Genomic DNA, 16,118 nt, shown 5'->3' on the forward strand with positions numbered 1-16,118 from the left:
AACGAATGATTTAATCCTTTGTTTCAAGCGCTTTGCTCACTGCGGGGTGAACAAACTGACTGACATCGCCACCATGCAATGCCACCTCTTTTACTAATGTCGATGAGATGAATGAATTCTCCTCGGCGGGGGTTAAAAACACACTTTCTAAATCACCACTTAGGCGTCGATTCATATTGGCCAGCTGAAATTCATATTCAAAATCGGATACGGCTCTCAAGCCACGCACCAAGACACTGGCACGCTGTGCTTTGGCAAAGTCGACCAATAACCCACTAAAGCCAACAACTTCGACATTATCTAAGTGAGCGGTAACTAACTTAACCAGCTCAACACGCTCTGCCAAAGTAAAACGCGGTTGCTTCGAGGGGTTCGCGGCAATACCGATAACCACATGTTTAAATAGCTTAGCGGCCCGCTCTATGAGATCGGCATGGCCATTGGTGATAGGGTCAAATGTTCCTGGGTAAATCGCTTTCGTGTGCATAATGAACTCACTTTAGCTCACACCGTAATGGCGCATAGTGTAACGATTTTATCCGCTAGAATGAACCAATCTTTTTGAGCTGCATCTCCAGCAAATGGAGACCTCACCCCGCGCTTGGTTACTACTGCTATCACTGACTTAAAATCCCGATATCCATACCAAACAGATTAAGCTAACTTAATCAATTTCCCTGAATAAACTTAGATCACGCCAGCATATCTAGTGCTTAAAACGCAGATCAAAGCCGTTATAATTGTTATACTGCTGCAAATTTTATCCTGTCTCAGGCGGTTCGAGAGTGATAATCACGAACAAGACAGGGGTTCGCTTGACGTAATAAACTGTAGTTGGTTGATTTTTATATGATAAAAAGAGTATTACTGATAAAACACGACAAGATAGGGGACTTTGTCCTCACTTGGCCGTCTTTGTATCTGCTCAAAATGGCATTACCCCAAGCCAGCATTGAAGTATTTGTCTCTCCAGCAGTCAAAACCTTTGCCCAAGCGTGCCCTTATATTGACCATGTCATCGTCGATAATGGCGACGACGCCGCCATCAGCCAACAATTTGCCGAGCGCCAATATGATGCGATTTTAGTTTCATTATCTGAGTGGCGCACCTATAAGCTTATCCGCCATTTAGATGTGCCTTACAAGCTGGCTCCTAAGCACGCTTGGTTTCAGTATCTTTATCGTCATAGAGCCAATGTCACCTACCGTAAAGATGAGCCCTGCTGGCGTGGCAGCTGCATGCTTGTTGAGCACTTTTTACGTCATCACGGCTATCCTATCCCTGCATTGCCCAAACAATATTGGGATATGAGTCAACACAGACAGCAATGGCAGCAATATTATGGTCAACAAGGTAATGAGTTATTAATTTTTGCTCATGCTGGTACTGGAGGCTCTTCTGGTGCTTTAGCGCCAGCAGATTTTGCTGCCCTGCTGCGGAAGATAAATCAGCAGACTCAACGAGATTGCAAGTTTGTTCTCACCTTTAGTGGTGACGAAGAGGTGCTGGCGCAAGCAATTTATGACAACTTACGCCAAGATGATATTAAAGTGGTGCTGGCTAAGCCACTGCCCAGCTTAGCCGACTTTGCAGAGTCCATCGTCGCGGCGGATATGTTTATCGCGGGCTCAACCGGGCCCTTGCATCTAGCCGGCTTACATGACGTCCCCACAGTGGGCTTTTATGCGGGTAGACGCTCAGCACCCAAGATACGCTGGCAAACGTTAACCCAAAGCCACAAACGTTTAGCGTTTACCCCACCGGTAGGCAAACGAACCGGCCGTAATATGGCGCTGATAGATTTTGATGCCGCCGCCAACGAAATCGCGGCTTTTTTAGATACTCATTACGCGGATCAGCAATAAGCAATCGAGCTTCATCATTGCGCTTATCCTTAGATTTGCTAAAAAATTTGGAAGAATAATATGATAGTAGTGACAGGTGCAGCAGGATTTATTGGTAGTAACTTGGTCAAGGCCCTCAACGACATGGGCCGCAGCGATATTATCGCGGTAGACGATCTGACCGATGGCACAAAAATGTTCAATCTGGCCGATTGTGAAATTGCCGATTATCTCGATAAAGATGATTTTCTTGCCAAAATAACCAGTGGCATGTTCGACAACCAACTCGAAGTGATTTTTCATCAAGGCGCGTGCTCTTCTACCACAGAGTGGGATGGCAAGTTTATGATGACCAATAATTATGAGTATTCTAAGGTGTTAATGCACTTTAGTACCCAAAATAACTGCCAGTTTATTTATGCCTCATCGGCATCGGTTTATGGCGGCAGTGACAAGTTTATCGAGCAGCGTGAGTTAGAAAAACCACTTAACGTTTATGCCTATTCTAAGTTTTTATTCGACCAATATGTGAGAAGACAAAACGTTAACACCCAAGTCGCTGGCCTGCGTTACTTCAACGTTTACGGACCTCGCGAGCAACACAAGGGTGGCATGGCCAGCGTAGCTTTTCATTTTAATAATCAGATCAATGCTAACGGCATCTGTCGTCTGTTCGAAGGCATCGATGGTTACGACAATGGTGAGCAATTACGTGATTTTGTCTATGTTGAAGATGTGGTAAAAGTTAACTTGTGGTTATGGCAAAACCCCAGTATTTCAGGGGTATACAACTGCGGTACCGGCCAAGCACAGAGCTTTAATGATGTCGCCAACGCCGTTATCGACTATCACGCTAAAGGCCAAATTGAGTACATCCCCTTCCCCGATAAGTTAAAAGGCGCCTACCAGAGTTACACCCAAGCCGACTTGACTCAACTACGGGCGGCAGGCTACACAGACGCGTTTAAGACTGTTGAGCAGGCCGTGCCTGAATACCTAAACTGGCTTAAAACACAGCATTTCATTGGCCAATGATCTGCCTGTTCACCGTACCTAATTCTGCAACATGGACACAATGATGAAAAAAGCTATTTTCACTCTTGCTATTGGCGATGACAATCCGATGTATCGTGCGGCGTTACTGAGCTTTGAGCTGTATGCTAAAAAAGTCGGGGCCGATCTCATTGTATCAAAAGAGCTGCATTACCCGATCACGATTAGCGAGCCTAAACATACTGCAAGCCCTGCATGGACAGAAAAGCTCTATATTAAAGAGCTACTTAAAGAATATGATCGGGTTTTATATGTCGATGCCGACATCATCATAACCCCAGATGCTAACAATATTTTTGAGGTGTACGATGACCTCGAAACCCTGTATCTGTTTAATGAAGGTGAGTTACTCGAACGCCAACCAGTTATCGATAAAATTACCCACATCATGGGTGACCTACCCAATTGGCCTCAGGTTAATCAACGTCCTGTGTACTACAACTTAGGCTGCATGCTGATCTCAAAGCAGTGCCCTTTATTTGAAATTGCACAGTTAGATGATTTACAAAAAATATGTAATCACATTAAGTATTACGAGCAAACCTATGTTAACTACCTTATTCATAGAGATAATTTAAAGCATCAAAGCATTTCTGCCGAATTTAACAGAATGGATGTATTAGGTCTCGATGGTTACAAGCAGGCTAGCTTTATTCATTATGCTGGACGAGGATATACCAACTCATCGCTAAAGCGCGAAGTAAGGTTTATCAATGACTTCTGTGAACTGTTCGACCAGCACCTTGATAGCGAAATGCTAGCAGATCTGCAACAAGCAGGATGGCAGCTGTTTATTGATAAAGCGCATAAACGCTATAAATTGCCCAAACCAATTATCAATGCGCTAGCTAAAAGCTTCGTCACCATCTAACGAATAAGACAGATCATCATGCTGAAATACAAAGTATTTGTGATTAACTTGGCCCGCTCGCCAGAACGTATGGCTCGTATAAGCCAGCAGTTAGCAGACGCCAACGTCCCCTTTGAGCGCATCGAAGGAGTCGATGGTAATTTGCTCTCAGATGCCGAGATTGAACACGTATCACCGGCCGCTTTAGTCAGAAAACATTATTACAGAGCACTAAATAAGGGCGAAGTCGGCTGCAGTTTAAGCCATAAAAAAGCCTGGCAACAGATAGTCGATGACCAATTGGATTTCGCTTTTATTTTAGAAGATGATATCGATCTTGAAAGCAACTTTGCCGATGTAGTCGAGCTGATGGCTGGGCTACCTCACGCCAACTGGGACTTTATTAAACTGTATCCGTTACGCAAGGGAAGTCCTAAAAATATTCGTCAATCGGTTGCTTATCGGCAACACCAATTTATTAGCTACCATAAGTTTCCTCTCAGCGCGGTAGCGCAGGTGATTAGCCATCAGGGGGCAACTAGACTATTGCAACACATGCCCTATGTGGTGCAACCGGTCGATGGTCATTTAAAATCGTGGTGGTCACTAGGTATCTATCCATTTGGTTTAATTCCTTATTGTGTCTCAGTCGATTTACAAGGACAATCAGATATTAACCCGACGGGTGGACTAGAGAAACTCCCACAACGTCGTCTGCATAAATTATATTTAAATTGGCAACGTGCCTTTATGCGACTGGTGTCTACACCCAAATTAGATAACGCTTTTAGCTTATTTAGTAAAAGCCTGAAGTAAGGATTTATGTGGCTGCTTTAATTAATCACTCAACCTTACAGGGCGCCAAGCGCCTTCTATATATGACTCACCTCGCCATTGGTGACTTTGTTTACCAAGGCGTGTGGTTACGCGCTTTAAAAGCAAAATACCCACATTTAACCATCGACATTTGGTTTGACGATTGCCGTACCAAACCCCATGACTGGGCTACAGGACGTAATAAGATTTTAGGGGAGTGGATTGACGCCATTGGTGACTTTAACGAAACCTACCCCATTGTCAGCAACCTAGATGAACGCCAAGCGGCCATCAAGCGTGCCCAAGGTAAGCAATACGATACGATCGTCTTTATTGGTAAAAATAGACCCGAGCAATTTGCCAAAATTGCTCGACAAATTTCGCCAACCGCCACCATAGTCGCCTCCAAAAGTGGCAGCCTTCTCGGTACGATTAAAGGCCACCAATACTTTAAAAAGCTAGATGCGACCTTTAACTACGATAAGCTTGCCAGCAATAGCCAACATGTCACCGATCTTTACCGTCAGTGCTTTAACATCGCCTTGGGATTGGAAACCAAAGATCTGCTTGATGGCAAAACCCAGCTTAGTATCGATATCAAACCTCAATACCGCGACAGCGTAAAACCACTTATTACAGCGTTAACCGATAACGATGCTGATAAGTTAGTGGTGTTTATCAACCACCTCTCTACCGCAACCAAAAAAGACTACCCTTGGGAGCAAGTCAAAGCCCTGCTACTGCAACTCAATCACCAATTTAACAATCTGGTCTTTGTCATTAATACTCCGCCAGATCAGCTACGTGCAGTCGAAGAGGCGATCAGTCAAGATGTCGCTTTGAAACCATTGCCCATACTCACCTTCACAGCACTTAATAACTTTTTCGAGCTACCGGCATTGATTGGTCTGTGCGATATCGTGATCAGTGTCGACACTGCAACCGCGCATTTAGCCGTTTGCATGGGCAAACCACAAGTGACTATCATGGCGAGCGATTTTAAGCTGTGGCAACCTTTAGGCGATAGCCTAGTTTTAGAGGGTAAGGGTAAGGCTAAATCTGTGACGCCAGAGCAAGTTTGTAAGGCGTTTTCATGCCAAGTTGAAGCTCATTTTAACGGCACTGGCAAGTATCAGCCCCGTTAACCCACTGGTCACTAAACGCAGGTGTAGAGCGTTACCATCCAAGGTGAGACTCTACGGTCTCACTGAGCTTAAGCACATGTATTATTTGACCATTCTTGATAGCTAGCGTGTGGGGTAATAATGATTAAAGCACGCCGCTAGAGGATAGTGAGTTTGATTGATCCGACTCAGATTGCACATCACACAGGGTCAAATAAGCCTGAGTTATCTCAGCTATTGCCACACGATCAAACATATCAATGTGAGTAATATCGGGATAAGCCATTAATGCGCTATCCATGGCTTGGCTCAACGCCACAGCATCTCGTCTCGGCACCAGATATTGGGCTAACCCCTGAGTTAAGATCTCATCGGGCCCATGAGGGCAGCGGGTACTCACCACTGGCGTGTTACAAACAAGCCCTTCGAGCAGCACATTACCAAACCCCTCATAATCAGAGCTCAGCACCAGCAATTTGGCTTGCTTTATCCAAGGAAACGGGTTGGCCTGAAAACCGGGGCAGATCACTCGGTCGGCGACGCCATGCTTTTTAGCCAATTTAAGCGCCTTTTTCGGATTATTACATAATAGGACTAACGGCAATGGCTGGCGCATCTTGGCTAAGGCTTTAAATAAAATATCGTGACGTTTCTGCTTAGCCACTCGTCCGACATGGATAAGATAATCGCCTTGAGGAATGTCGCTATTCTCCTCGTCGGCTCGCGCACGGATCTGCGCAATATCAAACGGATTGTAGATGGTACGAATTGAGGCGGGGCTTACTCGCTTCGATTGCACAATTTCACGCTCAATCCCTTTGGACACAGTCACCAAGTGCTGACCATTAAGCGCTTTTTTGGCTCGTAGCATATTAAAATAAGCCAAGGGACCTAGCTTTAATTGGCGGGTTAACTCCTCTTCAATCGAGTTATGGATCACGCAGTAAAGCGGAGTGATGCTGGCCTTGGTAAATAATAAATTGGTCTTATCTAAATTGGATAAAAACAGATCGAATTGACCAAACTGATCGATAAGCCCCTCTACCCATTGCTGCACTTGGGCCACAGAATGACGCAGGCGCCATAGACTATCGATCTGTTTCTGCTCTGGCGAGAAACAAAAATGCACTGGAATATCATCAGGTAACTGGTAGTCACAATTAGGCATTAGCACTAAGAGGTGAGGCTCATGACCTAGTTTTTTGAGCTGAGCCGCGAGAGTTAATACAATTTTTTCTGCTCCGCCACCCGCTAAACTGTCTATGGCGATGCCAATACGCTTCATTTGCACAAGGGATATCCTAGTAAGCGGGAAATTTCAGCCATACAAATATCTAACCCTTTTGCCTCTGCTACTTGCTGCATCTGCAGAGTTAATTGCTTGGCGGTATCCTCTTGCAGTAATCGCATGACCTGCTCACTCATGGCTCCAACTTCAGGGTCACAGCCAAGCGCCAAGTGTTTTGCAGTGCACTGCTTTATACGGCTAGGTTGATCTTTCGACACCGCCACGGCTAGCGTAGGCACGTTCAGTGCGATCGCCTGCAACAGCGTATCTCCCCCACTCAATACCGCCGCCTTAGCGCCATCAAGTAAATTAATAAAATCATCAGTATTGAGCTGCTTAATGGCGGTAACCCCCTCAAACTCAGGCAAGGCTTTAGGGTAATTCGGACCAAACACCATCAAACTTGGCACGCCAGTTTGCTTAAACACCGCCTGCGCCGCCTGCGCAAACAGATCGGCGGCTAACACACCTTTCAACTTATGCCCACCGGAACCGGCACTGTAGAGCAGATATTGCTTAGGGTTAACCTGATAGAGTTGCTGCAAAGCCGCTTGCTCGGCTTGAGTGGGGTTAGCGAAGATTGAACCAGTAAAAATAGGCTGCTCACGTTTAATTAAATTTAGCTTGAGCTTATCCAACCAATTAATATCGCCAATCACAAATTCAGGTTGCACAACCCAATGACTGTCGGTCACCAATGCGCGCTCAATCCTCATGCCTCGAGCCCGCTTGCGGCGATGCTGGCTGATAAACACCACCTTTGCCCCATGTAAATTGGCGTGTTTAAGCTGGGCTTTGCGACCCGACGCATCAAAAATTACCACATCGGGCTTAAATTGCGTGATCAGCTGATTGACGGCGGTGATATGTTTTGTCGGTGTGTCATCGACTAAATGGGCACGATAAGGGCAAGACTGAGCATATGGAGCATGACTATTGAGCACAAATTCAACTCGGGCATTAGGCCAGCGTTTACACACCTCATCGGCGACAATTTTTGAGCGCATATACTCTCCAATTCCCTCTTCGGAGGAAACTGGGACAAACAGAAATTTTGGCGCTATCGACATTCACTCTATCCCTATTGCTTCACCACGTAAGCAACCCTTAAGATGCTGGGTACCTAGTTATTATGACCCACTGCAACTTGCCTAAGTAAGCACAGTGCTCGTCAGTTTACCATTAGTGACTTAATCGTTGCGAGAGCTGATTAAAGCGGGCAAGCACGCTCTCGACACTAATCATCTGCATCAGCTGGGCACCTTTTGCGCGAGTGCCCCAAGCCACATCCCCCGATGTTTGTGCCTTGACGGCTTCATCATAAACACTCACGACTAAATCTAAGCAAGTATAGGGGCCTGTGCGTCCAGGATTAGAGTGCGCATACAAACCGATCACTGGAGTGCCTTGAGTGACAGCCATATGAGCTGGGCCGGTGTCGGGCGCAAGTACCATAGAGGCCTGTTTGAGCACGGCCAATAATTGCGTTAAAGAGGTGTGCCCGACTTGATTATCTAACTCATGCTTGGCAAAGCCTTGAATTGCATTCGCTAAGTCTCGCTCTAACGCTGTCGGCCCGCCGCACAACATGACGTGATAACCTTGCGCGACCGCATAATCGGCAACCGCGGCATAACGTTCGGGTAGCCAATTACGCTCGGCTTTACTGGCTGCAGGGCAGATAACTAAGGTGCTTTGGCCGCTGGGGATCAAATTTTGGGCAAATTCAGTATCAGAGACTGGGACTGGAATATTCCACGATGGCTGTAAATCGGTTACCCCTACAGCTTTAGCAAACCCCATAAAACCGTCTAACACATGGGGAGTCGCTAACGGCGCAACCCGCCGATTGGTCACCAACCATTGGCCCTCTTTAGCCCTAGCGCGATCGAATCCCAAACGGTATGTTGCGCTAATGGCCAATGAAGCAATCGTTGCCCGCAGCGCCACCTGCATATGCAACAACACATCAAAATGCTGCCTTGCTAAGGCACGCTTAAGATTAAGATAACTTCGCCAGCCTTGTGACTTATCGAACACCACAAACTGCACCCCAGGTAGATGCTTAAGCAATTGATATTCCACCTTACCTATCACCCAAGTGATCTCAAGATGAGGATATTGCCGCTGGATCGCCTGCACCATGGCTACGGCATGACACACATCGCCAATGGCCGATAAACGAAGCAAACATAAAGAGTGGGCGGACTGTAAATTTAAGCTCATAAGATTTCAGGGTTCACTGGGATTAATAGCCGTTAAAGATCCGCAACGAGTTTAATGTAGAATGCCGCTAGGTTCCATGTTTAGCCCCTAAAACAGCGGAAATAGCCTTAAGCGCGCTATTTGCCCTGTAGCCAAAAGATCCAAGGGATCGCATTGGTAGGCGCCCCAGACAGCCAAAGAGTATGGCGGCGTATTTTGCTTGCGCCCTTTATTCCCTATATAACCTGACAATTTTCCGCGTATATAGCACTCTCTACAGGCTCACAATCTGGCTCACGGAGATCAAGGCAAGTGATCGCTTGTCCAAGCTAGGAGAGAAGAATATCAACACTGTGATTCAAGCACTTAAACAGTCGGTGAAACAGTTCTGCTCGACACTGAAGATCAGTTACAATTAAGCCATTCGCTTAATGCCATCAGAGTTAGCTTGTAATTTTATGCAAATCAAACGTACCGACGCCGGTTATATCGCCTTTTGTGAGCCAGAACTTAAACCCATCACACCCGATTGGTTTACCTTTGACTATTGGCAGGATCTGGGTGACATCACGGGATCTTCAACTGGCCGTTACACCACTTGGTTTGTCGACCCACAACATATTACCCGCCACAAGAAAGCTCAGTGGGTGCTTCGCCACTACTATCGCGGCGGCGTGATGGCAAAATTCAGCCACGACAGCTACCTATATACTGGACTCAAGCGCACCCGTGCTATCGCCGAATTGACCTTACTCGAACAGTTGTTTAACGAGGGCTTTGCGGTACCTAAACCCGTCGCAGCGCAAATTCAGCGTCACGGTATGCATTATCGCGGTGATATCATTATTGAACGTATCGAAGGGGCACAAGACTTAGTTGCTCAGCTATCTCATGCTCCCATGACAGACGCCCAGTGGCAAGCCTTGGGTAAGCTTATCGCCACATTCCACCAGCGCGGGGTTTACCACGCCGATCTTAATGCCAAAAACATTTTAATCGGCAATGACAACTTCACCTTGATTGATTTCGACCGCGGTGAGCTGCGCACGCCCTCGCCCAAATGGCAACAGGCTAATCTAGATCGCTTATTACGCTCATTTAACAAAGAGAAGACTAAACTCGCCACACTGCATTTTAACGACCACAATTGGCAGCAGTTAATGGCAGGCTATTTACAAGCTTAAGCCAAGACGATTGCGACAAACGCTATGACGATAAGCGCCTTGGTACTCGACCAGTGATGCTGCATTACTGGTCGAGCAAATCACACACCAGCGCAAATTGGGCAGCAAGCGCCCCTTTATTGTCTTCCACCACTTTAAGTCCGGCCTCCCTAGCAAGCAGATACGCCTCTTTGTCATCAAATTTATCCACTAATTGTAGTGCCAAGTCCTCGGCCGATTTCACCACGGATAAGGCACCTGCTTCTTGTAGCATGAGCGCTATTTCGGCGAAGTCCCTGAAATTGGGCCCCACGTAAACAGGCAGTCCCATGGCAGCAGGTTCGAGCGGATTATGGCCACCATTTTCAATAAGCGTGCCCCCGACAAAAGCTTGGTCTGCGGCGCCATAGAAACTGAGTAGTTCTCCCATGGTATCGCCCAGCAACACTTGGGTATCGGCATCAACCTTGTCTGCTTGGCTGCGACGCGCCAGCGTTAATCCCGCAGCTTTAACGCGACTTGCTGCGGCCTCAAACTGCTCAGGGTGCCTTGGCACCATGACCAACAGCGCATGAGGAAAGCGGATCAATACATTTTTATGCGCCGATAACATAGCGTCAAACTCCCCCGGATGCACGCTGCCAGCCACCCACACAGGTACTTCTAGGCGTTGCCACTCACTACGCAGCAGCCTTGCCTTGGCGATATGCTGCTCACCAATGGTGAGATCGAATTTCAAACTACCTGTCACCTCAATTTTGCTGGCTGGCACCCCCAAGGCGATAAAACGCTCTGCGGTTGACGGCGACTGCGCCGCTATCACATCTAAGGCCTGCAACATGGGGATCACCAGCTTACGCCGCTGTTGATATTGCTTGGCCGACTTGGCAGATAAACGCGCATTGGCCAACATCAACTTAACGCCACGCTGTTTAGCCTGATGCAGTAAGTTAGGCCACAACTCGGTTTCCATAATAATGCACTGTTTAGGCTGCACTTGGCTGAGAAAGCGAGCCACACATAGCGGCAGGTCAAAAGGGAGGTAGCAATGTTGCACTCGGTCGCCAAACGCCTTAATGACCTCTGCCGACCCTGTAGGACTGGTGGTCGTGACGGTGAGAGTCAGATGCGGATACTGAGTCAGTATTTTATTTATCAGTGGGATGGCCGCAAGGGTTTCTCCCATCGACACCGAATGGACTAACAGATCGGTAGCCTGTAAACGACTTAAGCCAAAACGCTCTGCCCAGCGGCCTCGATAAGCGGGACTTTTTACAGCGCGAAACGTCAAATAAAGCAGCAGTAAAGGAGAAAGCAGATATAACAGAGTTGAATATAAGATTCGATTCATAAAAGTGTGCGCTTGATTGCATTTTGTTTGCTTAGTTGCCGTAATACTAACATAAGCGCTGTTAACAGAGACATTTAGGACGTTTACATGTGCTAACACCCCCATTTTCGATAGGCCTCCTATTTGGGGTAAGATAAATAATCCCCTCCCATAACAGCGGTAATTGCATGAAAACCAGTGAAAAAATTGTCCATGCTAGCCTAAAATTATTCAACACTAAGGGCGAGCGGCGCATTACCACTAACCATATTGCGGCGCATTTAGGTATTAGCCCTGGTAATCTCTATTATCATTTTAAGAATAAAGAAGACATCATTCGCTCTATATTCAGCCTTTATGAAGCGCACCTTCACGCGGGATTTCAGCCCTATGCACATAAGCATGTCAGCGTAGAGCTACTCATTGGCTATTTCGATACCATGTTTAACATCCTATGGCGTTTCCGATTTATGTATACCAACTTGACCTATATCTTGAGCAGCGACGAGGCATTACTGCAGCGCTATCTGCAAGTTCAGCAATTGGCTCTTGATCGCTCAAGTAATATTTTGGGGCAGCTAAAGCGCGATGGTCTGCTGGATGTTGACGATGATAAGATCATGCTGCTAGCCGATACCATGAGAATGGTTGCCTGTTTCTGGATTGGCTATAAACAGACCCACTCTTCCTCCATTGCAATCACCAAAACTTGCCTGTATGAAGGCATACTTAGAGTGATCATGATTTTTAAGGCACACGCAACACCTATCTCTATAGCGACCTTTAACCGCTTAGAGGAACACTACCAAACGCTACATAGCCTGCAAGCTGCTAAGCATTCTAGTTAGGCTGACAGCCAAACGACGAGAATGATCTCGCATAGCCACTGGTCAGATTAGCCACCAATTGACTTTTACTAAGGGCATGTTTACCTTTTCAATTTCCATGTTAATGTGTGATGTATGATCAATAGCCCATTAGATAGCGATTGAGCACAACTCTTAACTGCCACATTTAGGATCTGCATGAAAACCCGCGATAAAATTGTCCATGCCAGCTTAGAACTCTTTAATGAGCACGGCGAAAGAAGCATTACTACTAACCATATTGCCACTCATTTAGGGATCAGTCCGGGTAACCTCTATTACCACTTTCGTAATAAAGAAGACATTATTCGCTCTATTTTCACCCTCTACCAACAACACCTTGATTCAGGCTTTCAGCCCTATCAAGACAAAAAAGTGGATGTTGACCTATTAATTGGCTATTTCGATGCTCTATTTTATACCCTGTGGCAGTTCCGCTTTATGTATTCTAATTTAGTGATCATTTTAGGCCGCGACCCAGAACTCAATAAGCAATACACCCAAATCCAAAAACAGGTGTTAGCACGATCGAGCAACATTTTAAACAAACTAAAACAAGACGGTGTACTAACTATCGAGGATAGGGATATCACCCCATTGGCTGACACCATTAGAATGGTCGCTTGCTTCTGGATAAGTAACCGCCTCACCCACTCAGAAACCACCGTAATCACCAAGACTTCGCTGTACGAGGGCCTGCTTAGGGTATTAATGCTGTTTAGAGCCTACGCCAGTGATGACGCTAAGCCCACCTTTATGCGACTGGAGCAACATTACCAGACGCTTGCTCAAACCGAACAACAAGCAGATTAAGCGCCAAACAGCGGTCACTCACCCTAAATGGTTTGACCCCACATGAACCATAACTAACATTGTTGTCTATGTGACATTTCACATTACCTTTTGTTATGCAAAAGTTGTGATTGCACTAGCTAAGTTAATGACAAAAAAAAGAGTGTGGCGCCAAGCCCATTTAAGGTTAGAATTCGGCCAACCTATCGCTTAGCGTGGTTGCTATTCGCCGTGTTCATTTGTCAATAATGCGGTCACTATGGCAGTAAATATGGGGAAATTCATCCAAACATATTGACGGTCGGGTGACGGATTTAAACAACATATACGCCACGACTCCGGCAACAACAACGCTTCCTAACGGATGCGGTTTCGCTCATTCATTGCCTAAGTCGGCTCGATGAATCAAGCGTAAATGATAACAATAAAATTATCCCCAAGAAGGAGATCTCCTGTGACCAAAACCTCATTCTACGACCAAATTAATCAACAGCTTGTTGAAGTCAAAGCCGAAGGCTTATACAAAAGCGAGCGTGTAATCGTCTCCCCTCAACAAACATCAATCGAAGTCAATGGCAGCGAAGTGATGAATTTCTGCGCCAACAACTATCTCGGTCTTGCCAACCACCCTGAGCTTATCGCTGCGGCGCAGCAAGGATTAAACGATCACGGTTTTGGTATGGCATCGGTACGCTTTATTTGCGGCACACAAGATATCCACAAGCAGCTTGAGGCCAGCCTAAGTGAATTCCTCGGCATGGAAGATACCATTCTTTACTCTTCTTGCTTCGACGCTAACGCCGGCTTGTTTGAAACCCTATTGGGCGCCGAGGACGCTATTGTGTCTGATGCGCTTAACCATGCGTCCATTATCGATGGTGTCCGCTTGTGTAAAGCCAAGCGTTTTCGCTATGCCAACAATGATATGGCCGATTTAGAAACACAACTTAAGGCTGCAAAAGCAGCTGGGGCGCGCCATATTCTTATCGCCACCGATGGCGTATTTTCCATGGATGGGGTTATTGCAAACCTCAAAAGTGTGTGCGACCTTGCCGACCAGCATGGCGCACTCGTCATGGTTGACGACTCCCATGCCGTGGGCTTTATTGGCCAAAATGGTCGTGGCACCCACGAATATTGTGATGTGATGGACAGAGTGGACATCATCACTGGCACCTTAGGTAAGGCATTAGGTGGCGCGTCGGGCGGATTTACTGCGGGCAAAAAAGAGGTCATCGACTGGTTACGTCAGCGTTCACGTCCTTATCTGTTTTCTAACTCTTTGGCACCGGCCATTGTAAGCGCCTCGATTCATGTCCTTGAAATGCTCAAATCTGGTCAGGCACTGCGTGAAGCGGTGTGGGAGAACAGTCGTTATTTCCGCGAAAAAATGACCGCTGCCGGCTTTACCTTGGGCGGCGCCGATCACGCCATCATCCCAGTGATGATTGGTGACGCTAAGTTAGCGGGCGATTTTGCCAACCGATTACTCGAAGAACATATTTACGTCGTTGGCTTCTCATTCCCTGTGGTACCGAAAGGCCAAGCGCGTATTCGTACCCAAATGTCTGCCGCCCATAGCCGTGAACAGTTAGATCGCGCCATCGATGCCTTTACCCGTATCGGTAAAGAGATGGGCATTATCGGCTAATATAAAACCAAAGGGGCTACACTGTGTTGTAGCCCTTATTGAATGGCATTTTACTGACCGCCAGCGTGAGTCAGTCATAGGGTAGAACATGAAAGCACTAAGCAAATTAAAGCCTGAAGAAGGCATCTGGATGGTCGATGCGCCAAAACCTGCAGTCGGCCATAACGATCTGTTGATTAAAATTCGTAAAACCGCCATCTGCGGCACCGACGTACATATTTATAACTGGGATGAGTGGTCACAAAATACGATTCCAGTCCCTATGGTGGTAGGTCATGAATATGTAGGTGAAGTGGTTGAGATTGGCCAAGAAGTCCGTGGTTTCGCCATTGGCGATCGGGTGTCGGGTGAAGGCCATATCACCTGTGGTCACTGCCGTAATTGCCGCGCAGGTCGTACCCACCTATGCCGTAACACCTCAGGTGTTGGGGTTAACCGTGAAGGGGCCTTCGCAGAGTATCTGGTGATCCCCGCTTTTAATGCTTTTAAGATCCCTGATGATATTTCTGATGACTTAGCCTCTATCTTTGATCCCTTTGGTAATGCAGTACATACCGCATTATCATTTGATCTGGTGGGTGAAGATGTCTTAATCACCGGAGCCGGCCCTATCGGCATTATGGCTGCTGCGGTATGTCGCCATGTCGGTGCGCGTCACGTGGTGATCACCGATGTTAACGAATACCGCCTTGAGTTAGCGAAAAAGATGGGCGCCACTCGCGCCGTTAACGTTGCGACCGACAAACTCGAAGATGTGATGCACGAGCTTGGCATGACCGAAGGTTTCGATGTGGGACTGGAGATGTCTGGCGTGCCTGCAGCGTTCCACTCAATGCTCGACACCATGAACCATGGCGGCAAAGTTGCCATGCTAGGCATTCCGGGTGGAGAGATGGCTATCGACTGGAGCAAGGTGATCTTTAAAGGGTTAATCATCAAAGGCATTTACGGCCGTGAAATGTTTGAAACTTGGTACAAGATGGCCAGCCTGATCCAGTCGGGTTTAGATATTTCCCCCATTATTACCCACCACTTCAATGTCGATGACTTCCAAGCAGGCTTTGATGCCATGCGTTCTGGTCAATCTGGTAAAGTGATCCTTAGCTGGGATTAACCGAGAATTCTTTAGCAAGGG

Annotated in this window: 15 protein-coding genes; 10 read left to right on the forward strand and 5 right to left on the reverse strand. The window is 46.8% G+C overall.

Features of this window, described 5'->3' with window-relative positions:
- Positions 1-10: 10 nt before the first annotated feature.
- The gene (coaD, locus tag DVO77_RS17605) at positions 11-487 is read right to left on the reverse strand and encodes a pantetheine-phosphate adenylyltransferase (protein WP_110458388.1); all 477 of its coding nucleotides are present in this window, start codon (positions 485-487) and stop codon (positions 11-13) included.
- A gap of 362 nt (positions 488-849) precedes the next feature.
- On the opposite strand from coaD, the gene DVO77_RS17610 reads away from it, so the two are divergent.
- From DVO77_RS17610 to DVO77_RS17630, 5 genes are read left to right on the forward strand one after another with little or no spacing between them, the layout of a single operon-like run.
- Positions 850-1,866, forward strand: a complete 1,017-nt coding sequence (locus DVO77_RS17610) for a glycosyltransferase family 9 protein (RefSeq protein ID WP_110458389.1) — start codon at positions 850-852, stop codon at positions 1,864-1,866.
- A gap of 60 nt (positions 1,867-1,926) precedes the next feature.
- Positions 1,927-2,880, forward strand: coding sequence for an ADP-glyceromanno-heptose 6-epimerase (rfaD, locus tag DVO77_RS17615; protein ID WP_110458390.1), 954 nt, complete (start codon positions 1,927-1,929; stop codon positions 2,878-2,880).
- A gap of 43 nt (positions 2,881-2,923) precedes the next feature.
- On the forward strand, positions 2,924-3,769 hold the full coding sequence (locus tag DVO77_RS17620) for a glycosyltransferase family protein (protein WP_110458391.1): 846 nt from the start codon (positions 2,924-2,926) through the stop codon (positions 3,767-3,769).
- A gap of 18 nt (positions 3,770-3,787) precedes the next feature.
- A complete protein-coding gene (locus tag DVO77_RS17625; protein WP_119979225.1) occupies positions 3,788-4,564 on the forward strand; it encodes a glycosyltransferase family 25 protein in 777 nt (258 codons plus the stop codon).
- 8 nt (positions 4,565-4,572) lie between these two features.
- Complete coding sequence (locus DVO77_RS17630) at positions 4,573-5,709, forward strand: glycosyltransferase family 9 protein (RefSeq protein ID WP_119979226.1); 1,137 nt, start codon at positions 4,573-4,575, stop codon at positions 5,707-5,709.
- Positions 5,710-5,833: 124 nt separating this feature from the next.
- Here the strand turns inward: DVO77_RS17630 and DVO77_RS17635 are convergent, their stop codons facing one another.
- From DVO77_RS17635 to DVO77_RS17645, 3 genes are all read right to left on the reverse strand, one after another.
- Positions 5,834-6,973, reverse strand: coding sequence for a glycosyltransferase (locus DVO77_RS17635; protein WP_162924219.1), 1,140 nt, complete (start codon positions 6,971-6,973; stop codon positions 5,834-5,836).
- Positions 6,970-8,046 (reverse strand): glycosyltransferase family 9 protein, encoded by a 1,077-nt coding sequence (locus DVO77_RS17640; protein ID WP_119979228.1) that lies wholly within the window; start codon positions 8,044-8,046, stop codon positions 6,970-6,972. Before DVO77_RS17640 ends, DVO77_RS17635 begins: the two co-directional genes overlap by 4 nt.
- Positions 8,047-8,158: 112 nt before the next feature.
- Complete coding sequence (locus DVO77_RS17645; protein ID WP_119979229.1) at positions 8,159-9,202, reverse strand: glycosyltransferase family 9 protein; 1,044 nt, start codon at positions 9,200-9,202, stop codon at positions 8,159-8,161.
- A gap of 437 nt (positions 9,203-9,639) precedes the next feature.
- Between DVO77_RS17645 and DVO77_RS17655 the strand changes: the two genes are divergently transcribed.
- Positions 9,640-10,365: a 3-deoxy-D-manno-octulosonic acid kinase gene (locus DVO77_RS17655; protein WP_119979267.1), complete on the forward strand. Its 726-nt coding sequence runs from the start codon at positions 9,640-9,642 to the stop codon at positions 10,363-10,365.
- A gap of 64 nt (positions 10,366-10,429) precedes the next feature.
- Here the strand turns inward: DVO77_RS17655 and waaA are convergent, their stop codons facing one another.
- The gene (waaA, locus tag DVO77_RS17660; protein ID WP_119979268.1) at positions 10,430-11,695 is read right to left on the reverse strand and encodes a lipid IV(A) 3-deoxy-D-manno-octulosonic acid transferase; all 1,266 of its coding nucleotides are present in this window, start codon (positions 11,693-11,695) and stop codon (positions 10,430-10,432) included.
- A gap of 167 nt (positions 11,696-11,862) precedes the next feature.
- Between waaA and DVO77_RS17665 the strand changes: the two genes are divergently transcribed.
- From DVO77_RS17665 to tdh, 4 genes are all read left to right on the forward strand, one after another.
- On the forward strand, positions 11,863-12,522 hold the full coding sequence (locus DVO77_RS17665; protein ID WP_110458398.1) for a TetR/AcrR family transcriptional regulator: 660 nt from the start codon (positions 11,863-11,865) through the stop codon (positions 12,520-12,522).
- Positions 12,523-12,699: 177 nt separating this feature from the next.
- Positions 12,700-13,353, forward strand: coding sequence for a TetR/AcrR family transcriptional regulator (locus DVO77_RS17670; RefSeq protein WP_119979231.1), 654 nt, complete (start codon positions 12,700-12,702; stop codon positions 13,351-13,353).
- Between the two features lie 433 nt (positions 13,354-13,786).
- The gene (locus DVO77_RS17675; RefSeq protein ID WP_119979232.1) at positions 13,787-14,983 is read left to right on the forward strand and encodes a glycine C-acetyltransferase; all 1,197 of its coding nucleotides are present in this window, start codon (positions 13,787-13,789) and stop codon (positions 14,981-14,983) included.
- Between the two features lie 88 nt (positions 14,984-15,071).
- A complete protein-coding gene (gene tdh / locus DVO77_RS17680; protein WP_110458401.1) occupies positions 15,072-16,097 on the forward strand; it encodes an L-threonine 3-dehydrogenase in 1,026 nt (341 codons plus the stop codon).
- Positions 16,098-16,118 lie beyond the last annotated feature (21 nt).

Origin of the sequence: Shewanella algidipiscicola (assembly GCF_003605125.1) — a bacterium.
Classification (GTDB): domain Bacteria; phylum Pseudomonadota; class Gammaproteobacteria; order Enterobacterales; family Shewanellaceae; genus Shewanella; species Shewanella algidipiscicola.